Consider the following 20656-nt stretch of genomic DNA (forward strand, 5'->3'; position numbering starts at 1 on the left):
TCCGGTGCGGGCGGGGGAGGGGGTGGTCAGCCGATGACGCGGGTGGCGCCGTCCAGGCGCCCTGGACGGGTGCGGCGCAGATCGCGCACCAGGTTGACCCGCTTGAGCCAGCGGTCCCCGCCGTCGAACCCGGCGCGGAAGGCGCGCCGGCCGTGCACCACGTTGCGGTTGTCGACGAAGCAGACGGCGCCGGTGTCCACGACGACGTCGGTCAGGTGGGAGTCGAGGTGGGCGACGACGTGGGCCAGCGCCTCCGCGGCCTCGGTGTCGCCGTCCTGGGCGCGGAAGAAGTCCCGGTCGATGCGGAGCACCGGCAGATCGGCATGGCCCTCCAGGATGGGCACGGGCCGGGGCACGAAGGCGCCGTCGGCGAACTCGTGCGCGGAGTCGGGCAGGGCGATGAAACGGGGCTCGGAGAGGACCCGCCGCACGCGCTCGGGCAGCCGGTGCGGCTCGACATGGGCCAGGGTCGTGGCGATCCCGGCCGTGTTGCGCAGGGCGAACAGGCCCACCCAGTCGGCGCGGTAGGGGGAGAAGGCGTCCTCGGTGTGCCAGGCCAGTTCCAGGGCGCTGGACGCCGAGATCAGGCTGTTCTCGTAGCCCTTGCTCGGCAGGATGTCGGTGACGAGACGGCCCGCCTGCTGGGTGGCCCAGCCGGTGACGTCGCCGAGCAGCGCCGAGTACAGCACGAGCAGGCAGCCGTACACCTGGCTCGCCTCGGTGTCCGCCTCGCTCCAGTGGCGCGGGGTCGCGCCGAGCGCCTCCTGGTCGACGAGGTTGCCGCGGATGAGGGTGGCGTGGGTGGCCTCGTCGCGCCGCGCGCTGTTCAGGTGGCGGCGCACCGCGATCGGCAGCTCGTGGGCGAGCACCGGCGCCTCGTCGAGGAAGCGCGGGTCGTCGGCCGCCTTGTACGTCTTCAGGCAGGCCGCCGCCAGGGCGTGCGCGGCGCGCGCCTCACGCGGCGTCAGGTCCAGCGCGTGGTGGTGCGTCGCGGTGAGGGTGTCGTCGGCGATCGGGGCGGGGGCCGGGGCGGTGATCGTCATGGCGTTCTCCGGAAGCGGGTCGGTGGCGGTGGCGGGTGCGGTGGCGGCGGTCATCGGGTGTCACCCGGCCGGCTGCCGATGTGGTCGAGGCAGAGTTCGTAGAGGTCCTCGGCGTGGGTCTCGTGCCAGCCCTCGGGGGCGGCGACCGCCGCAGGCCACAGCGCGTGGTGGCCCCGGGGGTCGGAGAGGACGACGAAGGTGGCGAAGTCGTCGGTGAACGGGTCGTCGTCGGCGGGTCCGTCGAGGACGCTCAGGCTGCCGTCGGCCGCCAGGCGGGCGGCCTGCCCGGTGCGCCACATCCGGGCCGTCGTGCCGGGCGCCGCGAACGGGTCGGGCAGGAACCGCTCCCCGGTCAGCGTGGGCGTCCCGGCGTAGCCCTGGGCCACGCCCGCGCCCGCGATGTACAGGGCGCCGGTCTCCCCGGGTTCCACCGGGCGCAGCGCGGCGTCCAGGATGTGGGCGCGGTAGCCGGGCGCGGGCCGGGCGGGTCCGTTCCCGGTCTGCTCGACGACGAGGCGGCCCTCCGCCCAGCCGCCGCTGACGGCCAGTTCGGTGCCCTCGGCGCGGGCCAGGGCGAGGAGCGCGCACAGCGTCTCGTCCGCGCCGCCGACGACGGTGCGGGCCCCCGTCGCGCGCAGCCAGCCGAGTACCTCGTGCGGCACGGACGACCGGGTCAGCGAGGCGTCCGGCACGTGCACCCGGGCGCCCGAGGCGAGGGCGCCGAGCAGGCCGAGCGCGGCGTCCCCGTCCGGGTAGCCGTGCACGAGCCAGGCGGCCTCGGCGGGCCGGGCCAGGGTCGCGGCGGCGACGGCGGCGGAGCCGACCACGACCGTGCCGTCGTCGGTGGGCACGAGCAGCAGCGGGTCGTCGGCGGTCGCGGGGCGCAGCCGGTCGGCGTCGGTGAACGGCCAGTTCCCGGCCGGCGCCGGTTCGGCGGCCTCGTCGCGCACCAGCCGGGCCGCGCCCGGCACCTGCGCGAGCAGCAGGTCGGCGGGCCCGTCGAGGAGCAGTACGACGGGCCGCAGCTGTCCGGGCAGCGCGGGGACCGGCTGCGCGGGGTCCACCGGGAGCAGCGCCGCTCCGGTCCTGGCGACGGCGAGGGCGGCCACCGCGAACGCGGCGGGCGAGGACAGCGCGGTCAGGACCGAGGTGCCGGGGCCCGCCCGGTGTTCGAGCAGCGCGTGCGCCAACAGGTCGGCGCAGGCGCCCAGTTCGCCGTAGGTGAGGCCGGCCATGACCTGCGCCCCGGGGGCCTCGGCGACCTGGGCGGCGATCAGCGCGGCCGGGTCGCCGGCGGGCAGTGCGGTGTCCGCGCCCGCCCAGGCACCGTCCGCGTCGGTGGTGCCCGCTGCCGGGCGCAGCCGGGCGATCGTGCGGGCCGGGTCGGCGAGCGCGGCCTCAAGGACGGCGACGAAGCGGTCGGTGAGGGAGGCGGCGGTGGCCTCGTCGACCGACGCGGCCAGGCGGGCGGTGGTGAGGCGGATCCCGGCACTGCCGCCGGCGGGGGTCTGCCGCTCGGTCAGGGTGAGGCCCAGGTCGGCGCCGGACGGTACCGGGCGCCGCGGCTCGGGGCGCACGGTCAGTCCGGCCGCCTCGAAGCGCGCGTCGGTCTCCTGAAGGACCGTGAGGGCCACGCCGCCGGGCCGGGCGAGCGGGCTCGCGGCGTCGCGGTAGGCGGCGAGGTCCGACGCGCGGACCAGGCCCAGCAGTTCGGTGAAGCCGGTCTCCGCCGACGCGTCCACGGTGAGGGCCAGGGTGCGTCCGTAGGGGCCGACGGCGTCGCGCAGGGCGTCGCTGTCGCGGGCCGGGACCGGGGCGGCGACGGTGACCCGCCCGTGCGGGCCGCTCTCCGCGCCGAGCTGGGTGAGCAGGGCGACGAGCGCCGCGTGCGCCACCATGAACACGGTGACTCCGTGCTCGGCGGCGAACGCCGTGAGCCGGGTGTGCAGGTCCGCGTCGAGCTCGGTCTCCGCAGTGCCGTACCGCGCACCGGCCGGTGCCGTCGCGGGAGCGTCCGGCAGGGCGGTGGGCGCGAGGTCGCCGTGGTGCGCGCGGGGCGCCGACGAGCGGGCGGCGGGGGAGCGGTGCGGGGTGTCGCCGGTGGCGCGGGCGCCGTAGGCGCGGGCGAGTTCGGCCGCGAGCGGCAGCTGCGACCACAGGTCGACGGCGTCGGCGGGCAGGGACAGTTCGAGCAGGTGCTCGTCGGCGGACAGGGCGTGCAGCCGGGTCCCGGCCGCGCCGATCCGCGAGTTGCGCAGCGCCTCGTGCCGGTTGCCCAGGTCGACGAGGGCGGCGTCCAGGGCCCGCTCGTTCAGCGCCCCGTGCAGCCGCAGTGCCAGGGTGGCGGCGCCCTCCGCGCCGCCGGGCCCGGTGAAGGCGGCGGGGACGTCACCGACCAGCGCGGCGAACGCGGCCGGGGTCGGCGCCTCGTACACCGCCCGGCTCCCGGGGTCGGCGCCCAGCGTCGTACGGGCCTTGGACAGCAGCCGGGCCGCGGCGAGCGAGTGTCCGCCGATCCGGAAGAAGTCCGAGTCGGCGCGCACTTGGCCGCGCTCCACCCCGAGCACCTCGGCGAACAGGTCGCGCACGATCTCCTGGAGCGGGGTGCCCGGCAGGGCGCCGGTCCGCTCGGCGGTGAACGACGGCGCGGGCAGCGCCTTGCGGTCGACCTTGCCGTTGGCGTTCAGCGGCAGCGCGTCCAGGAGCAGCAGCGCCGACGGGATCATGTAGTCCGGCAGCCGCTCCTGGAGGTGGCCGGTGAGGGCGACGTCGAGGCCGACGGTGCGGTCGAAGGCGTTCGGGGTGTTCGCGCACTCCCCGGCGGCCACCGCCGGACCCGTGCGCACGCCGGTCAGCGCACCGGCCGGCACCTGGTCCGGGTCGACGAAGACGATGTCCAGCAGGGCGGCGCCCTCCCCCGACCAGGTCGGCAGCGCCAGATAGCCCAGGCGCTCACCGGCCGCGCACAGCTCCTCGGGGTCCGGTGCGACGGCGGGCAGGTCCGCCGCCGCCTCAAGCTCCGCGAGCGCCGTGGCCTCTCCGTGCACCCGGAGGTTGGGCACCGCGGCGAGCCGCAGCGTCGCGGGCCGCCCGGCCGCCAGGCGGTCGGTGACCGCCGCCGCCGAGGCGACGTCCCGACCCCAGCGCAGGACGGGCGCGGTCGCGAGGTCGGCGACCGGCGCGGCGGTCGAGAGCACGGCCTCGTAGCGGTAGCGGCTCAGCTCGTTGTGGTGCACGCCCCGCTTCACCCGTACGTCCACGGCGCGCACCGCGGGCAGTTCGCGGGCCAGCGCGTCGAACAGGGCCGGGGCGAGGAGCAGTTCGGTCTCCAGGGCCACCCGCTCCTCGACGGAGCGCAGCAGGGCGTCCCGGGTCTTGTCCGCGCCGCCCGGCGAGGCCAGCTCCACACCGGTCTGGAAGGTACGGGCCAGGTCGAGGTTGCGCAGATCGCCGAGGAGCAGCGCGCCGCCCGGCGCGAGCAGCGGCAGCACGCCCTCGATCACGGTCCGCAGGTAGTCGAGGCCCGGGAAGTACTGGATCACCGAGTTGATGACGACGGTGTCGAAGTGCCCGGCGGGCAGGCCACTCGTGTCCTCGGCGCCCCGGCGGTGCAGCCGGACCTTCGCGGCCAGCTCCGGGTCGGCCTGCGTCTGCGCGGTCAGCGCCGCGATCACCCGCTCGGAGAAGTCGGTGCCCCAGTACTCCTCGCACTCCGGGTCCCTGGCCAGATGGCCCATGAGCAGACCGGTGCCGACGCCGATCTCCAGGACCCGGCGGCGGGGCAGCTCCCGGACGCGCTCCAGGGTGGCGCCCTGCCACTCGCGCATCTGCTCCAGGGGGATCGGCCGCGCGTCGTAACTGCTGTTCCAGCCCGCGAAGTCGGTGCCGAGCTCGGCGGACCCGGCGTCGTCGTACAGCGTCTCGTAGATCTCCTTCCACTCGGTGACCTGCGCGTCGGGCTCGGCGGCGGCAGCGGCCGGCGGCGCGGGCACCACGTGCGCGACGAGCCGCTTGTCGCCGTCGGGCGTCTCGTGCAGCGACACCGCCGCCGCCGCGACCCCCGGGTGGGCGGTCAACTGCGCCTCGATCTCGCCCAGTTCGATCCGGAAGCCGCGCAGCTTGATCTGGTTGTCGACGCGGCCGACGAACTCCAGGGCGCCGTCCTCGCGGAGCAGCACCACGTCGCCGGTGCGGTAGAGCCTGCCCCCGCCGCCGGTGAAGGTGTCCTCGACGAAGCGCTCCGCGGTCAGCTCGGGGCGGTCCAGGTAACCGGTGGCCAGACCCGGGCCGCCGAGCAGGAGTTCACCGGTGGCGCCGGGCGCGACCGGGGCGCCGTCGGGGGAGACGACGACGGCGACGGTGGCGCCGAGGGCCCGGCCGATCGGGATGGTCCGCGCGTCCTCGGCGGGCACCTCGACCTCGTGCCAGGTGGCGAACGTGGTCGTCTCGGTCGGCCCGTACACGTGCAGCAGCCGCCCGGGCGCGCCCGCCGCGCACACCTCGCGCACCCGGCGCGGGTCGCAGGCCTCGCCGCCGAACAGCACGGTGCGCAGCGGGGCGAAGGCCGCGGGGCGCTCCCGTGCGATGAGATTGAACAGGGCGGTGGTCAGGAAGATCGTGGACACCCCGTACGCGGCGACCGCCTCCTCGAAGCGGCCCGGGTCGACGACGGTCTCCTTCGCCAGACCCACCAGTCGGGCCCCGGCGGCGAGCGTCGTCCACACCTCGAACGTCACGGCGTCGAACGCGGGATTCGCGGCCTGGGCGACCACGTCCGTCGGGTCGAGGCGCAGATAGTCGTAGGACCGCGCGAAGTCGACGACGGCCCGGTGCGGGACGACGACGCCCTTCGGGGTCCCCGTCGTTCCCGAGGTGTAGCAGACGTACGCGGCGTCGTCCGGGCCCGCGACCGGCTCCGGCAGCCCGGCGGGGCGCGCGGCGATCGCGCCGGCCTCGGCGTCGAGATCGACGACCACCGTGTCGAGCCCCGCGTACTCCTCCGGCGCCGCGCCCTGCGTCAGCACGGCCCGCGCGGTGCTGTCCCGCACGATCAGGCGGCGCCGCTCCACGGGGTTCGCCGGGTCCACCGGCACGTAGGCCGCGCCGGTCCGCACGACGGCCAGGAACGCGGTCACCATCGCGGGCCCCGGGGCGACCGACGTCACCACCCGGTCCCCGCGGCCCACGCCCCGCTCCCGCAGATGCGCGGCCAAGCGGTTGGCGGCCAGGCTCAGTTCGGCGTACGTGAGGGACACGTCACCGGCGCCGGCCGGGTAGGTGACCGCGGTCGCGTCGGGCCGCAGGTGGACGTGCTGCTCGACAAGGTCGGAGACCGACAGGACCGACAGGACCGACATCACATGGCTCCTCACGACGAACGCTCTGGCTTGGCAATTTCTTGCCAGAACCATGGCAACCCCCCGTCGAGGCGGTGTCTCGAACCACTTGAGCGGCGGTGGATCGGCTGGTGGGGGGTGGGGCGGGGGGTACGTCTGGCACCGGGGCCCTTGCCGGGCGGGGGCTACGTCTGGCACCGGGGCCCTTGCCGGGCGGGGGGTACGTCTGGCACCGGGGCCCCTGCCGGGCGGGGGTGGACCCGGGCTTCCCGGGGCGGCTGCGGGCCTCCGCCGGGCCCGGGCAGAGGCGGGGGCGGGGGCAGAGGCGGGGGCGGTGGTACATCGCGCGGGGGGAGTTGCCCGGGGGCGGCGGGACCGTCGCGCCCAGACGTGCCCGCCGACGTGGGCCCGCGCCCCACGGTGCTCGTCGCTCGGCGGACAGCCGAAACCCCCGCTGCGGCCTGGGGCCGGCGGGGGCTGTCGATGGCGCGCGCCCGTCCTGAACGGGCGAGGGGTCAGACGGCGGCGGTGGCGGGGGCGACGGGCCACTCGTCGCGCGGGGCGGCGGCGGGGGCGATGGGCCAGTCGTCCCCGGGGACCGAGGCGGGGGCGATGGGCCAGTCGTCGCCGGGGACCGAGGCGGGGGCGATCGGCCAGTCGTCGCCCGGGGCGACGGCCGGGGTGACAGCGGGGGCGATGGGCCAGTCGTCGCCGGGGATCGAGGCGGGGGCGATGGGCCAGTCGTCGCCGGGGACCGACGCCGGGGCGACGGGCCACTCGTCGCGGGGCGCGGCGGCCGGGGCCACCGGCCAGTCGTCGCCCGGGGTCGCCGCGTGTACCGACTGCGCGGTGAGCGCGGACGCCGTCGTGGCGCTGATCCCTATGCCGGTGAAGGCGGTCGCGGCGACGGCAGTGGCGGTGACGGCGATGCGGGCGATGCGGTTCATGGCTGACTCCTCTGTGACAACTCTGCGTTTGCCGTTTGGCAACCTTCTGCCAAGAAGGTTGGCAAGGAGTTCTCGGGAATCACTAGCAAATCGGTCAAATATGGGTGGATTTGCGCGGCAGAGGGACTTCACGCGCGGCCCAGAAACCCTGAAAAGCGCTGGTGAACCGGGTCTGGCCTGCGCGGCGCCAGCCACCCGCCCGCTCGGGAAACGCCCTGGCAAAGCTGGGCAACCGCTGGAGAACCGATCCGGCCCCCACCGGCGGAGCCGACCCCGCCGCGCCGAATTGCCCGTTTCGACCGTTCCACTAGAGCCGCACCGGAGCGCATGTTGCCAACAATCAAAGGGAGTTGGCAAGGTAGTGCCAATTCACTGGCAAAGAATTGCCTCATGGAACGGGGGGAGGCCCCGGACATGACTGCGACGGCCCACGGCGATCCCAGGGTCCACCTGGACGCGGCCGGCCTGGGCTCGATGCCCACCACCGCTCGCGCTGCCCTCATCGAGTGGACACGTCACGAAGACCGCTACGGTCCCTACGCGTTGGAGGAGTACCTGGACGATGTCGTGCACGACGAGCTGCGCGCGCGCCTGACCGGCCTCCTGAAGGCGCCGGCCGGCGACACCGTGCTGTTCACGGGCTCGGCGGACGCCTTCGCCACGGTGGTGTCACGCCTGCCCCTCGGCCCGCACGACCGGATCTGGACCACGCCCTACGAGGGCGTCGCCAACCTGACCGCCCTCTACGCGGCACGCGACCGCACCCGGTGCGGCCTGGACGTGGTTCCGCTGCGCCCGGACGGCGACCTGGACACGGAGTGGATGGCCGCGCACATCGACGACGACGTCGCGTTCGTCTCGGTGACCCAGGTGCCGGCGGGCTGCGGCATCGTCAACCCCGTCGAGGCGATCGGCCGCATCCTCGCGCCGCATCGCTGCCTGTACGCCGTCGACGCGTCCTACGCCGTCGGGCAGTTGCCCGTCGACGTGGAGCGCACCGGCTGCGATCTGCTGACCGGCGACGGCTGGCGGTTCCTGCGCGGGCCCCGTTTCATCGGCTTCGCCCATGTCTCCCGGCGCCTGCGCGAGACGCTCGTCCCGCCGGGGCTGGTGCCGCTGGTGCCACCGCACGGGGCGGCCGTCGTCGCCCTGAGCGCGGCCCTCGCCGCCCACCGGGACGAAGCGCCGGACGAGGCGCTGACGGCCGCGCTGCGCACCGCCGTGGAGGAGGCACCGGGCACCGAACTGATCGTCCCGGGGCGGCTCCAGTCCCACATCCTCGCCTTCCGGCACGAGCGGATACCCGCGGCGCAGATCCGGCGCCGCCTCGCGGCCCGCGGGGTCGATGTGCGCAAGACGGTCGCGGCGGAGTCACCCCTGTTCCGGCCGGGCCCGGACTTCACCACGGCCGTGCGCGCCTCCGTCCACCAGGACAACTCCGAGCGGGACATCGAGCGCTTCGGCGCGGCGCTGCGGGAGATCCTGGCGCAGGAGATGCCACACCCCCAGCCACTCCTCCTCCCGCAACCACAGCCACAACGCCTCCCCCGGACGCAGTCGCAGCTGCAGCCGCACTCGTCCCCCCACGCGCACACGCCCACGCCTCGCGACCCCGCACCCACCCGCCCCGCCCTCACGCTGGTGGGAGGCGCGTGACGGCCCGGGGGTCTCTAGAAACCGTACGCGCGGTTTGTTATTGTTCCGGACGTGGGTCCGTACGCCGACCTGCCGCGACGAAAGAAGCGGCGACCCGCCTCAGTGCAAGCGCAGCGAGCGGTGGAGCGCGGCGGTGACGGGCAAGCGACCTGCCGGGACCGCCCCGCAGCCAGGAGGAGCATGATGGTCAAGCAGGAGCGGGCGGTCCGGACGCGGCAGTTGCTGGTCCGCGCCGCGGCGGAGGTCTTCGCGCGGGACGGGTTCGCGCTCGCCTCGCTCACCATGATCAGCCGGTGTGCCGGGGTGAGCACCGGCGCCCTGCACTTCCATTTCCCGAGCAAGCAGGCCCTGGCCGACGCCGTCCTGGCGGAGGCGGCCGCGGTGCTCGAACAGACGACGAGCAGGGCCGACGAGATGGCGGACCCGTTGAGAGCCCTGGTCGAGGCGACGCGCGGCCTGATGAGCGGGATCGCGGACGACGCCGTCGTGCGCGCCGGGTTCGCGCTGTCCGGGGATCCGGCCCGCGCGCGGGGAGACGTGGACCTGCGGCAGTGGTGGCAGGCGTGGATCGAGCGCACGCTGCTCCGCGCGGAGCGTGCGGGGTGTCTTCCCGAGGGCACGTCCTGTGCGCAGATCGCGCCGGTCGTCGTCGCGGTGACCGTGGGTTTCGAGGTGCTCGGCTGCCGGGACCCGGCCTGGCTCACGCGCCGGAAGATCGACCGTTTCTGGGAGTTGCTGCTGCCCCGCCCGGCCGGCTCGGTTCCGGCGCGACGGTGAGCGCGGCCGCAATGCAGCGCGACCGGTCGGTTTCTGCGTCGGGCTGCTCGGGTCGCTCGGGCTTCTCGGGTTGTTCGGACGGCTCCTGGGAGGGCGGTCCTGGTCCGGCCGGTGCTGCTGTCCATGTCGGGCAGGCCGAGCTTGGGCGGGCCCCGTCACTCTGACCAGCATAGGTAGCTCGACCGTCAGGTGGTCGTGCTGGTCGGATCGCACCGCGGAGCCCCAGAAAGAGTGGAAGCCGGCGCCCACCGGGGAAACTCCGCACGGTCCACCCCATACGGGGATCAGCCGTTGAGGCGGCGTTGCTGCTGCACAGTCCGCCAACCTCCGCGCTGAAGCCCCTCGTCGTCCGCCCAGTGGCCCGTGCACTTGCCGCGCACTATGCCATAGTTAATGGCATACTCGACGTGTGACTGATGACGACGTTGACTTCCCGCCCGGCGACGGCCCCACCAGTGGTATCTCCGTCACCCTGACCACCGGGACTCTGCAGGCGATCCGTGAGCGGGTCGGCAAGCGAGGCGTCTCGGCCTACCTGGAGAAGGCGGCCCAGCGCCAGATCGAGCGCGACAACCTGGACGAGCTGATCGCGGACTTCGACCAGGTGCACGGCCCGGCCGACCCTGAGGCCGTGGCGGCCAAGCGCGCCCGGCTGACCGGAGGCGCTTCGAGCGCCGGAGTGGCCGCGTGAGCGGTGTCCTGGTCCTGGACAGCGAGGGTCTGGCAAAGGCGGTACAGCGTGATCGGGAGATTCACGAGTGGCTGACGGCGGCCCGTGACGCGGACCTGCCCGTGATCACCTCAGCCGCCGTGCTGGTCGAGGTGATCCACCCGAAACTCAACGACGCCGCTCTGAAGTGGACCCTGTCTCGCCTGAGTGTCGAGCCAGTGACCCAGACCGTCGCGCAGTCCGCCGCTGCTCTGCTGCGTACAGCAGGGCTGCACGGCCACAAGTACGCCATTGACGCCATGCTGTGCGCGACCGCCCTGCAGCATCCCGGCCGGGTAACGATCCTGACTTCGGACGTGGAAGACATCGGGCTGCTCACTGCCGGGCATCCGCGCCTGAGTGCCGAGAAGGTTTGATCCGCGGCGCCTTGTGGACGGTGGTCGCCGTGCGGCCCCGGCTCTGGCTCTGGCTCTGGCTGGTACGACGGCCAACGCCGACGTTTGGTCGGCCCAGAAGCAGACAGCGCAGTAGCGGTCGGTCGACATTCGAGCCGCATCCTGGGCCTTTAGCCGCAGGGAGTCCTGTGCGCCCCGGAAGTAACCGACCCTGCTGAGGTATCACTCGCCGATACCTTGTTCCCCCTCAGTCGCAAGGGAGCAGCAGCCGGCGCACCCTCGGTCGAGGGGCCGCGCTGTAGCCGGGGACTCGCTCGTGCGTCGGTTCGTTGGCCGGTTCCGCTCGTGGGGAAGGCGGAATTCCGCCACATGCTGGTGGTGTCCGGCAGGCGAGCGGTCTCACCTTGGAGGACCCTGTGTCCTTCGACGAGCCGGTGACGCTCAGCGCGCTGCGTGCTGCCGGGACGTTCCACCCTCCGCAGAGCTATCGCTATCTGAAGACTGCTGAACTGCGTCAGGTATCAGCGGCCGGGCCCACGGTGGGCAGTGCGCTGCGGCAAGCACTGCCGGCTGTGGTGCACGCGTAGCAGGCGGGGCTCTGTGTCGATCGATCGCAGAGCCCCTTCGACACTGCTCGTCAGCCGCTGAACACAGCTTGGTATGCGGCCTGCCCCTGCTGCACCAACAGAGTGAGGCCCGCTGTTGTGGTCGTGATGGCCCCCAGAGCCTCCTGCACGCGCAGGTATGCAGCCCTGACCCGCCCGGGCTCCGGTTGCTCGGCGGAGGAAGCTTCCTCCAGGATCTCAACGTCCTGAATCAGTGCTTCCTGCTGGTCCCCCGAGGCTCCCAGCGTCGGGGTCAACTGCCGCACCAAGTGCGCGAACTCGACGAGTGCGGAGGCGTCGAAGCCGAAGCTGTTGTTCTGCGCCACGCTCTGCTGGGATCCGGCGACGATACCGGAGGAGTTGTTGAAGTTGTATGTGTCGCCGGTGCGCTGCTGGCGGCTGAGATAGTCGCTCACTGTTCCTCCGGACAGTACGCAGTCAGTGCCTGAGTCAGTGACTTCGGCCTTGATCGAGGTCGTGGTGCTCGGGTCTTCGTCGGTCCGGAGGACAAGGCCCCGCCGGGTCAGGTGCTCCAGTGCGCCGAGGATTTCGTCCACGGACAGGGAATCGCCGGCGAAGTACGAGCCCGGCGACTCCACGAACGCCATGACCTCCACGGCTTCTCGACCGCGGCCGGTCTGGAACAGCCAATGCAGCAATGCGTCGCATGCATGGACGAACCGTGCGACCGAGTCGGCCTGCAGCGCCCTGAGCTGTTGCGCCGCCAGCGTTCCCTCGTCGGTTAGGAAGACCTGGGAGTCAGCGCCGGAGAAGTCCCGGGAGATCTCGACGAGCCCGTGGTGCTCCAACTGCAAGGCCATGGATTTGGCCTCGGTCGACGGCAGCCCCTCCGAGTCGACATACGACGAGACGTCAGCAGCCACTCCTGGCTGCAGGGCGGCCAGGTCGTCAAGCCACACGAGTAGGCGCGAGAGATGTGGATCCTTCTCGATGCCTGCGTTCACGGGCGAAGCCGACGCAATCTCCGGAGCGTCCGCTTGGACCGGAACACGGATGGGATGCTTGCGGGCCGCGCGCTCGAATTCCTTCGCGATCTCTCGCTGCATCTTCTCGATGGCCCGCTTGTTGATCTCGAATCCGGTCATGCGCGCCCTCCTGTCGTCGGTGACGCCAAGAAGCCTAATGAGCACCACTGACAACGCAGCTCCCGAACGAGCAGCCCGGCACGCGCGGGGAGTTGAGGACGGTCACCTTGGCCACGGGTGAGGAATGGATCGCGGTGGTCCGGTACACAGCCGCCGTGACCTGCTGCTTTGCGTGTGCGGATTCACGAAGGCCCTATGTAGAAGTGGCGCAGGTCACACAGATCACTTCTCGCGATTTGAGGCACCTGAGAGTCGAGTCGCCCAAAGTGGGCCCCCGAGCACCCTTGTGATGACTGCTCGACCTCGACTTAGGGCACGCGGAGGGCGCGTAGGCTCCGAAATGGACTAGACAACAAATAAACTCTAGGCCGTCAGCCTGGGGTTTCTGTATGGAGCGGGTGACGAGAATCGAACTCGCACTCTCAGCTTGGGGAGTTCAGAATTTCGGGGTCCGGAATCTCCGATGGCGTCGGCCCGGCTCTCACGCCAAGTCGTCGCGGGTCACCCGGCGGTGTGCGATGAGCCATGTGTCGTGTTCGTGCCTGAGGACGTCCTCGATCATGCACACGTGCAGCACTCTGGAGTCCGCGCCGGGCGGCACCGCGTACGCCAGTGCCGAGCAGCGCGTCCGCACCGTCGCGTCGGGCTGGGGCCGTACGTCCAGCATGCCGATCCAGTGGGCGAGCCGGCCGCCGGCAGGGCGGCGCGCCGTCGCCTGCTCGCGGGTCCACAGGGTGAGCCCGGTGGCGACCGGCATGGGGCCGGGCAGGAACGGCAGCTCCAGGAGCGCGTCGTCGGTGAAGGTGTCGGCCAAGGCCGCCGTGTCGTGGGCGTCCAGGATGCGCATCTGCTGTCCGTAGAAGCTCTGTGCCTGCGCGTACAGGGCGGCGAACTCGCCGCCGAGCGTGTGTCGGGCGGCGCTCGCCACTTCGACGGTCATGGTCCGGCCCTCGCTCTCGTCCGTAAGAGCCTGTGTCATAGCTCCGGTCGGGCGCTCCGGGCGACCGGACTCGGTCCGCACAGCATCCGGGACCGGCATCGCACGCCCGTCCAGTCCTCCTTGAGCGCAGCCGACCCCGCGAGAACCCGTCCGCCACACCGCGCGAGGACGCGACGAGAACCGGTCGAGGCCCGCTGGTGCGCGGCGTCCGGGGGCCGGGCGCACGGTTATCGTCCGAACGTCCCGGCCCCGACCGCCGGGCACCGCAGGGAGTGCCTCAGCGAGGGAGTTCGCCATGCACAGCGCGGAAGAGCCGGAGCTGCGGCTGTTCGTGTTCCACCACTCCGGTGGTTCGCATCTCGCGTACCGGGACTGGCCCGCCCACTTCCCGGCGGGCTGGCAGGTGCGCTGCCCCGACGCGCCCGGCCGTGGGCCGCGGGACGGGAGCCCCGCGCTGTCGAGCACCGACGCCCTGCTCGACCACCACCTGCGCGAGCTGGACGGTGAACTCACCGGCTCCTTCGCGTTCTTCGGGCACAGCATGGGCGGCATGGTCGCCTACGAGCTGGCGCGCCGGCTCCTCGACGCGGGCCGGACCCCGCCGGTCTGGCTCGGGGTGTCCGCACGCGGCACCCTGCACCCGGACGGCGACGCGCACCGCAGGCACCTGCTCTCCGACGACGAGCTGCGCCGGGAGCTCGCGGCCATGGGTGGCACTCCTTCCGTCGTCCTCGAACACCAGGAACTGTGGGAGCTCTTCGCCCCGACCATCCGCGCGGACCTGCGCATCAGCGAGACCTGGCGCACCCCGCCGCTCGCCGCGCCGCTGCCGGTGCCGCTCTCGGTCTTCGGCGGCACCCGCGACAAGGTGGCGCCACCGCACCGCCTGGACGGCTGGGCGGCCGTCAGCGAGCACTTCCTCGGCCGGCACCTCTTCGACGGCGGCCACTTCTACTTCCAGGACCGGCTCGCGGAGGTGGCCGCCCGGATCCAGGAGGACGTGCGACGGGCGACGTCGCTCACCGGACCCGCCGCGGCGGTGCTCTGACGGACCCGCCGCGGCGGTGCCCCGACGGGTCCGCGCCGCCGCCCCGACCGGGGAGACGACACAGGCTCTCAGGCCGCGTCGACGACCTGGTCGCGCAGCCAGCGTTCGTCGCGCGCGGCCGAGGGGGTCTCGTCCGGGTCCGGCAGGATGACGGTGCCGACCCCGTCGTCGGTGAACATCTCCAGGAGCACGGAGTGCGGGACCCGCCCGTCGATGACACGGGCCGCGCCCACCCCGCCGCGCACGGCGTTCAGGCAGCCGGTCATCTTGGGGACCATGCCGTCGTGCAGTTCGGGCAGGAGTTTCTCCAGCTCCTTGGCGGTCAGCCGGGCGATGACCTCCTCGCTGTGGGGCCAGCCCGCGTACAGGCCGGCGACGTCGGTCAGCATGACGAGCCGCTCCGCACGCAGCGCGATGGCGAGCGCGGCCGCCACGGTGTCGGCGTTGACGTTGTAGACCCGGCCGTCCTCGACGCTGCGGGCCAGCGGGGAGACGACGGGGATCCGCCCGTCCGCAAGGAGGCTGTCGAGCGCGCCGGTGTTGACGCCGGTGATGTCACCGACCCGGCCCACGTCGACCGGTTCCCCGTCGATCCACGGCCGGTGCCGTACGGCGAGCACGGTGTCGGCGTCCTCGCCGGTCATGCCGACGGCGAGCGGTCCCGAACGGTTGATCAGGCCCACGAGTTCGCGCTGCACCTGGCCGGCCAGGACCATCCGCACCACGTCCATCGCGGCCTCCGTGGTGACCCGCAGGCCGCCCTTGAACTCGCGTCTCAGTCCCCGCCGCGCGAGTTCGGCGTCGATCTGCGGCCCACCGCCGTGCACCACCACGGGGCGCAGCCCGGCGTAGCGCAGGAAGGCGATGTCGCGGGCGAAGGCGGCCGTGAGGTCCTCGTCGACCATGGCGTGCCCGCCCAGCTTGATGACGACGGTGCGGCCCTGGTGCCGGGCCAGCCACGGCAGGGCGTCGCCGACGGACTGGGCCTTGAACAGGGCCGGGTGTGTGCTGAGGGACATCAGGACCTCGCTCAGTACGGAACGTTCGACTGTGACGTGCGGGATTCGGCTGTGCCGCATCATCGCGCTTCGCCGAGGCCGAGCGGAAGGGAATTCCCGCGGTCGGAGAATTCGCTTTTCGCTCGGCCGGGACTCGGAAAAGAACGGAGAACGGCTCGAGCGGAAAGGGAGCCGTGCTTTCTCGCCCGGTTTCTCACACGATCGAGGGCGTGATGTCGTCGGACAACGGCTGGTCGAGTTCGCGCTCGGTGCGGCGGAGCACGATCGAGTCGGCTATCTCACCGCTGCGGATGGCGATGTTCGACAGCAGGGAAGAGGAGAGGCCGTGGCTGTGCTCGGTGCCGCCCTGGAGATAGACGCCGCTGCTCAATTCCGGTGTGGAGACCAGACGGTAGTCGCGCTCCACCCGGTGCCGGCCCGCCGTGTCGCGCAGGAAGTACCGGTCGAAGTCGCCGAGCAGCCGGGCGGGGTCGAGGCCGTCGTAGCCGGTGGCGAACACCAGGGCGTCGACGGCGAGTTCCTCGGTGCTGTCGTCGAGGAGCGAGCGCAGCACCACCTGGGTGGCGTCGCCGCTCCTGCGGACCTCGGCGACCCGGGTGAGGTTGCGGAAGTCGAGGCGGTGGACGCCGCTCACCCGCTCGTCGTAGGAGCGCTGGTAGAGGGCGCGGATGACGTCGGAGTCGACCACCGAGTAGTTGGTGTTGCGGTGGTAGCGCCAGAAGGCGTCCTGGGCGTGCTCGGCGCCGTAGTAGTAGTCGTCGACCGCGGCGGGGTCGAACACCTGGTTGGCGAAGGGGGTGTCGTCGGCGACGGAGTAGCCGTACGAGGGGACGACCGAGCACACCTGGGCGTGCGGCAGCGAGTCGTACAGGAAGCGGGTGATCTCGGCGGCGCTCTGGCCCGCGCCGACCACCGCCACGCTGCGCAGCTCCTCGGGGTCGCGGGCGTTGAACCTGCTCAGGAACTCGGAGCTGTGCCAGACCCGGTCGTCCGCCGTGACGCCCTTGGGCAGGCGCGGGACGAGGCCGGTGGAGATCGCCACGTTGCGGGCGGTGACCACGCTGACGGTGCCGTCGGCCCCGCGCGCCTCGACCTCCAGAAGGCCGGCCGACGCGGCGCCGGGCTCCGCCACCGGACGGATCGCGGTGACCTCGGTGCCGTAGGAGACGCGGTCGCCCAGCTGGCCCGCGGCCCACTCCAGATACTGGTGGAACTCCTGGCGGGTCGGGAAGAAGTCCTGGTTGTTCACGAACTGCACGAGCCTGTTCGAGGCGTGCAGGAACGAGATGAAGCTGAACCGGGACTGCGGGTTCCTGAAGGTCGCGAGGTCCTTGAGGAACGAGATCTGCATGGTCGTCGACGGGAGCACCATGTTCCGGTGCCAGCCGAACCTGGGCTGCCGCTCGAAGAAGTGGGAGGTGACCGGATGCTGCGCGGAGCTCGCCCCCTGCTCCTCCAGGGCGACCGCGAGCGACAGGTTGGACGGGCCGAACCCGATGCCGACCACGTCGTAGATCTCCTGGCTGAGGCTGCCCGGTGTGTCCATGGAATTTTCCCCCATTGTGTCGGGATTACTCCGCGTCAGGGTGTGCGGAGGCTTGGCAAAACCTTGCCAAGATAGTGGCAACACATTCCAGAGAGTTCGTACAGGGGTGGTGGAGCGGCGCTGGAGTCCCAGGTGAAAGAGCGCCTTTTGAGCCGTGTTCCGCGGCGTCAATCCACGGAAATTGGCCGGGCGTTGTCGTGTCGGCGGGACGGCGATATGGTCGGGCCGGGCCCTGGGGTCCCGCGCGTGGCACGGCCTGTGGAACAGGCGCCCGCACAGAATGCGATCCGTCAATTCCCGCGGCAGAGCCGTGCGGTGAGCGCATGGCCGAAAGGAAGCATCCGGATGTTCGTTCCCAGCTTTTATCGCGAACCGGACAGTTCGTGGATGGTGGACCTGATACGCGGAAATCCGCTGGCGCTCGCCGTGTCCAACGGCGCCGCGGAGGACGGCCCGTTCGCCACGCACCTGCCGGTCATCTTCGACCCGGAGACCGCCGCGGACGTCAGCGGCGACCTGCCGGGCGTCACGCTGCTCGGGCACATGAACCGGGCGAACCCGCACTGGGCCGCGCTGCGCAGCGGCGGTGTGCTGCTGCTGACGTTCACGGGCCCGCACTCCTACGTGTCGCCCACCGTCTACGCGAAGAGCCCGGCCGCGCCGACCTGGAACTTCACCTCCGTCCACGTACGCGGCGTGGTGGAGAAGATCTCCTCCATCGAGGAGACGCTCGACGTGGTGCGCTCCACCGTGCGCGCCTTCGAGGGGGACTTCGGCGACGGCTGGGACATGACCGGCTCGCAGGACTACTTCCGCAAGATCGTGCCGGCCGTGGGCGCGTTCCGGTTCACCGTGACCGGCGCCGAGGGCATGTTCAAGCTCAGCCAGGAGCAGCCCGGCGAGGTGCGCGAGAGGGTGCGCGAGTCGTTCGGGCAGAGCGGCTGCACGTACAAGCGGGAGACCGCCGACCTGATGAGCCGTCTGCCGTAACCGTGGCCACAGTCATCCGGCCCGTACTGGGGCGGCGCCCGAGCGGCGCCCGAGTGTCGCTGGAGACCGCCCTGACCTGTCGTCCCGGCTCATTGCAAACCAGTGGCCCGGTATGTTTTTCTCGGCTCGACAGCCCGCGCGGACCGGCCTGTGCCGGCGCCACAACGGAGGAGGGTCTCTTGACGGGGCTTCGGACGGTCACGGCGGACATCACTCGGGCTCCGGACGGCCCCGGCCGACGGGCCGTCCTGGCGCTGCGCACACTCCTCGACTCCGACTCGCCGCGGCTCGACGGCGAGGACGCAGGGCGCATCCGGCACCTGGCCGAGCTGGACGCGCCGCTGCCGCCGATCCTCGTGCACCGGGCGACGCTGCGCGTCATCGACGGCATGCACCGGGTCAGGGCGGCCCGTCTGCGCGGTGACACCACCATCGAGGCGGAGTTCTTCGACGGCGACGCCACGGACGCCTTCGCCCTCGCGACGAGGCTGAACATCGCGCACGGCCTTCCGCTGACCCAGGCCGACCGGGCCGCCGCGGCCGAACGGCTGCTGCGCGCACGGCCCTCCTGGTCGGACCGGCGGATCGCCGCCGACGCCGGACTCTCCGCCGGGACCGTCGCCGCCATCCGGCGTCGTTCGACCGTCCAGGACGAACAGTTGAACACGCGCATCGGCCGCGACGGCCGGGTGCGCCCGCTGCAGGCGACCGAGGGACGGCTCCGCGCGAGCCAGGTCATCGCCGCGAACCCCGCGGCGACGCTGCGCGAGATCGCCGCGGTCGCCGGGATAGCGACGGCCACCGCCAAGGACGTACGGGACCGGATGCGCCAGGGCCAGGGCCCGCTGCCCCCGGGCCGCACCGGCGCGGCGCCTGCCGACACCCCGGTGACGGCAGGCGCGGGCCGGTCCGCCGCCCGTGTCCCGGCGGCCGCCATCGGGCTGCTCCTGCCGAGCGTCTGCAAGGACCCGTCGCTGCGCACCGAGGCCGGACGCACCCTGCTGCGGATGCTGAGCGCCCACTCGATCGGCGACGAGGCCAAATGGCTCCGCCTCGCCCGCAGCGTCCCCGGCCACCGCGCCGACCTCCTGGCCCAGGCGGCCCGCCGCTGCGCCGACCACTGGCTCCGCCTGGCCAACGAACTGGAGGCACGGCGCACTTGACGCGTCCGCGTGCTTCGTCGGTGGGCCGGGGCGTATGCGCCGGTCGGCCGGGCGTACGCCCCGGCGCCGTAGGGCTGTCCTCGGATGCGGCTCCGGAGCCTTGGCCGCCGCCCGCCGATAAGCGCGCTTCGGGTGCGCCGCCGTCGTGGCTGGGCGCGCAGTTCCCCGCGCCCCTGGGTGGTGGGGGCCGAGCCCGTCAGGCGGCCCTTTACGTCCCGGACGCCGCCGACCCGAGCGTCGTGCCGGCCGTGTCCGACAACGCTGCCCGCAGGCGGTCCAGGCACATGTCCACCTCTTGTTCCGTGACGGTCAGGGGCGGGGCGAAGCGGAGGGTGTCGGGGGCGACCGCGTTCACCAGCAGCCCCCTGTCCTGCGCCGCCTGGCGGACCCGGCCCGCGATGTCGTCGCGCAGGACCAGGGCGAGGAGCAGACCCGCGCCCCGGACCTCGCCGGCCAGGGGGTGGTTCAGGGTCTCCAGGCCGTGCCGCAGGCGTCGCCCCGTACGGGTCACCTGGGCGAGGAGCCCGTCCCGTTCGATGGTGTCCAGGACCGCGAGGGCCGCCGCGCACACCACCGGGTTGCCGCTGAAGGTCGACCCGTGCGTGCCGGGCGTGAGCAGACCCGCGGCCGGGCCGAAGGCGAGCGTGGCGCCGATGGGCAGGCCGCCGCCGAGCCCCTTGGCGAGGGTGACGACATCCGCCTCGACCCCGTCGGCCTGCGCGGCGAACCAGTGGCCCGTGCGCCCGATGCCGGTCTGGATCTCGTCCAGGACGAGCAGGGCGCCCGCCGCCGCGGTGATCTCGCGGGCGGCCCGCAGATAGCCGGGCGGGGGCACGATCACCCCGTTCTCCCCCTGCACCGGCTCCAGGACCACGAGCGCCGTGCGCGGGGTGACGGCGCGCCGCAGCGCCTCGGTGTCGCCGTACGGTATGTGGTCCACGTCGCCGGGCAGCGGAGCGAACGGGCGCTGTTTCGCGGGCTGTCCGGTGAGCGCCAGCGCCCCCATCGTGCGGCCGTGGAAGCCGCCGGCGGCGGCCACCATGCGGGTGCGGCCGGTGAGCCGGCCGATCTTGAACGCCGCCTCGTTCGCCTCCGCCCCCGAGTTGGAGAAGTAGACCCGGCCTTCGCGCCCCGCGAGCCGCAGCAGACGTTCGGCGAGCCGCACGGTCGGCTCGGCGATGAACAGGTTCGACACGTGGCCGAGGGCGGCGATCTGCCCGGACACGGCCCCCACCACGGCGGGATGGGCGTGCCCCAGCGCGTTGACCGCGATCCCGCCGACGAAGTCCAGGTAGGCGGCGCCCTCCGCGTCCCACACCCGGGTGCCCCGGCCGCGCGTGAGCGTCAGCGCGGGGGTGCCGAAGTTGTCCATCATGACGTCCTGCCAGCGCCGGGCCATCGCCTCGTTGCCGGTG

General features: G+C 72.8%; 16 protein-coding genes. 8 read left to right on the top strand and 8 right to left on the bottom strand.

From position 1 onward, the window contains the following. Window positions 1–26: 26 nt before the first annotated feature. The 3 genes from gntD to C1N81_RS01605 all read right to left on the bottom strand — a co-directional run bounded on the left by gntD (window position 27) and on the right by C1N81_RS01605 (window position 7326). The gene (gene gntD / locus C1N81_RS01595) at window positions 27–1097 is read right to left on the bottom strand and encodes a guanitoxin biosynthesis L-enduracididine beta-hydroxylase GntD (protein ID WP_394425927.1); all 1071 of its coding nucleotides are present in this window, start codon (window positions 1095–1097) and stop codon (window positions 27–29) included. Then, entirely contained in the window at window positions 1094–6400 is a 5307-nt protein-coding gene (locus C1N81_RS01600; RefSeq protein WP_394425929.1) for an amino acid adenylation domain-containing protein, read from the bottom strand. The genes gntD and C1N81_RS01600 overlap by 4 nt, the downstream gene beginning before the upstream one ends. A 494-nt stretch (window positions 6401–6894) precedes the next feature. After that, the gene (locus C1N81_RS01605) at window positions 6895–7326 is read right to left on the bottom strand and encodes a hypothetical protein (RefSeq protein ID WP_394425930.1); all 432 of its coding nucleotides are present in this window, start codon (window positions 7324–7326) and stop codon (window positions 6895–6897) included. A 414-nt stretch (window positions 7327–7740) separates the two neighbouring features. On the opposite strand from C1N81_RS01605, the gene C1N81_RS01610 reads away from it, so the two are divergent. The 5 genes from C1N81_RS01610 to C1N81_RS01630 all read left to right on the top strand — a co-directional run bounded on the left by C1N81_RS01610 (window position 7741) and on the right by C1N81_RS01630 (window position 11411). After that, the gene (locus C1N81_RS01610; RefSeq protein ID WP_394425932.1) at window positions 7741–8982 is read left to right on the top strand and encodes an aminotransferase class V-fold PLP-dependent enzyme; all 1242 of its coding nucleotides are present in this window, start codon (window positions 7741–7743) and stop codon (window positions 8980–8982) included. Between the two features lie 180 nt (window positions 8983–9162). Further along, window positions 9163–9759, top strand: a complete 597-nt coding sequence (locus C1N81_RS01615; protein WP_394425934.1) for a ScbR family autoregulator-binding transcription factor — start codon at window positions 9163–9165, stop codon at window positions 9757–9759. A 409-nt stretch (window positions 9760–10168) separates the two neighbouring features. After that, window positions 10169–10450, top strand: coding sequence for a hypothetical protein (locus C1N81_RS01620; protein ID WP_394425936.1), 282 nt, complete (start codon window positions 10169–10171; stop codon window positions 10448–10450). Further along, complete coding sequence (locus C1N81_RS01625; RefSeq protein WP_394425937.1) at window positions 10447–10845, top strand: type II toxin-antitoxin system VapC family toxin; 399 nt, start codon at window positions 10447–10449, stop codon at window positions 10843–10845. The genes C1N81_RS01620 and C1N81_RS01625 overlap by 4 nt, the downstream gene beginning before the upstream one ends. A 395-nt stretch (window positions 10846–11240) precedes the next feature. Continuing rightward, a complete protein-coding gene (locus tag C1N81_RS01630) occupies window positions 11241–11411 on the top strand; it encodes a hypothetical protein (protein WP_394425939.1) in 171 nt (56 codons plus the stop codon). Window positions 11412–11461: 50 nt separating this feature from the next. Here C1N81_RS01630 and C1N81_RS01635 read toward each other — a convergent pair whose 3' ends face one another. Both C1N81_RS01635 and C1N81_RS01640 read right to left on the bottom strand, forming a co-directional pair. Continuing rightward, window positions 11462–12535: a hypothetical protein gene (locus C1N81_RS01635; RefSeq protein ID WP_394425941.1), complete on the bottom strand. Its 1074-nt coding sequence runs from the start codon at window positions 12533–12535 to the stop codon at window positions 11462–11464. 481 nt (window positions 12536–13016) lie between these two features. Beyond that, the gene (locus C1N81_RS01640; RefSeq protein ID WP_394425944.1) at window positions 13017–13514 is read right to left on the bottom strand and encodes a nuclear transport factor 2 family protein; all 498 of its coding nucleotides are present in this window, start codon (window positions 13512–13514) and stop codon (window positions 13017–13019) included. Window positions 13515–13770: 256 nt separating this feature from the next. Here C1N81_RS01640 and C1N81_RS01645 point away from each other — a divergent pair, with 256 nt between their 5' ends. Continuing rightward, window positions 13771–14523 carry a thioesterase II family protein gene (locus C1N81_RS01645; RefSeq protein WP_394425946.1) on the top strand — a complete coding sequence of 251 codons (753 nt, stop codon included), beginning with the start codon at window positions 13771–13773 and terminating at the stop codon, window positions 14521–14523. Window positions 14524–14591: 68 nt separating this feature from the next. On the opposite strand, the gene argB is transcribed toward C1N81_RS01645, so the two are convergent. Together argB and C1N81_RS01655 are read right to left on the bottom strand one after the other, a co-directional pair. Further along, entirely contained in the window at window positions 14592–15542 is a 951-nt protein-coding gene (gene argB, locus C1N81_RS01650; RefSeq protein ID WP_394425947.1) for an acetylglutamate kinase, read from the bottom strand. Window positions 15543–15735: 193 nt separating this feature from the next. Beyond that, window positions 15736–17088: a lysine N(6)-hydroxylase/L-ornithine N(5)-oxygenase family protein gene (locus C1N81_RS01655; protein ID WP_394425949.1), complete on the bottom strand. Its 1353-nt coding sequence runs from the start codon at window positions 17086–17088 to the stop codon at window positions 15736–15738. Window positions 17089–17433: 345 nt separating this feature from the next. Between C1N81_RS01655 and C1N81_RS01660 the strand changes: the two genes are divergently transcribed. After that, complete coding sequence (locus C1N81_RS01660; RefSeq protein ID WP_394425951.1) at window positions 17434–18078, top strand: FMN-binding negative transcriptional regulator; 645 nt, start codon at window positions 17434–17436, stop codon at window positions 18076–18078. 179 nt (window positions 18079–18257) lie between these two features. Continuing rightward, window positions 18258–19241, top strand: coding sequence for a ParB/RepB/Spo0J family partition protein (locus C1N81_RS01665; RefSeq protein ID WP_394425953.1), 984 nt, complete (start codon window positions 18258–18260; stop codon window positions 19239–19241). Between the two features lie 208 nt (window positions 19242–19449). Here the strand turns inward: C1N81_RS01665 and C1N81_RS01670 are convergent, their stop codons facing one another. Continuing rightward, a complete protein-coding gene (locus C1N81_RS01670) occupies window positions 19450–20640 on the bottom strand; it encodes an acetylornithine transaminase (protein ID WP_394426232.1) in 1191 nt (396 codons plus the stop codon). Window positions 20641–20656: the final 16 nt, after the last annotated feature.

The organism is Streptomyces sp. SGAir0957, assembly GCF_043523415.1.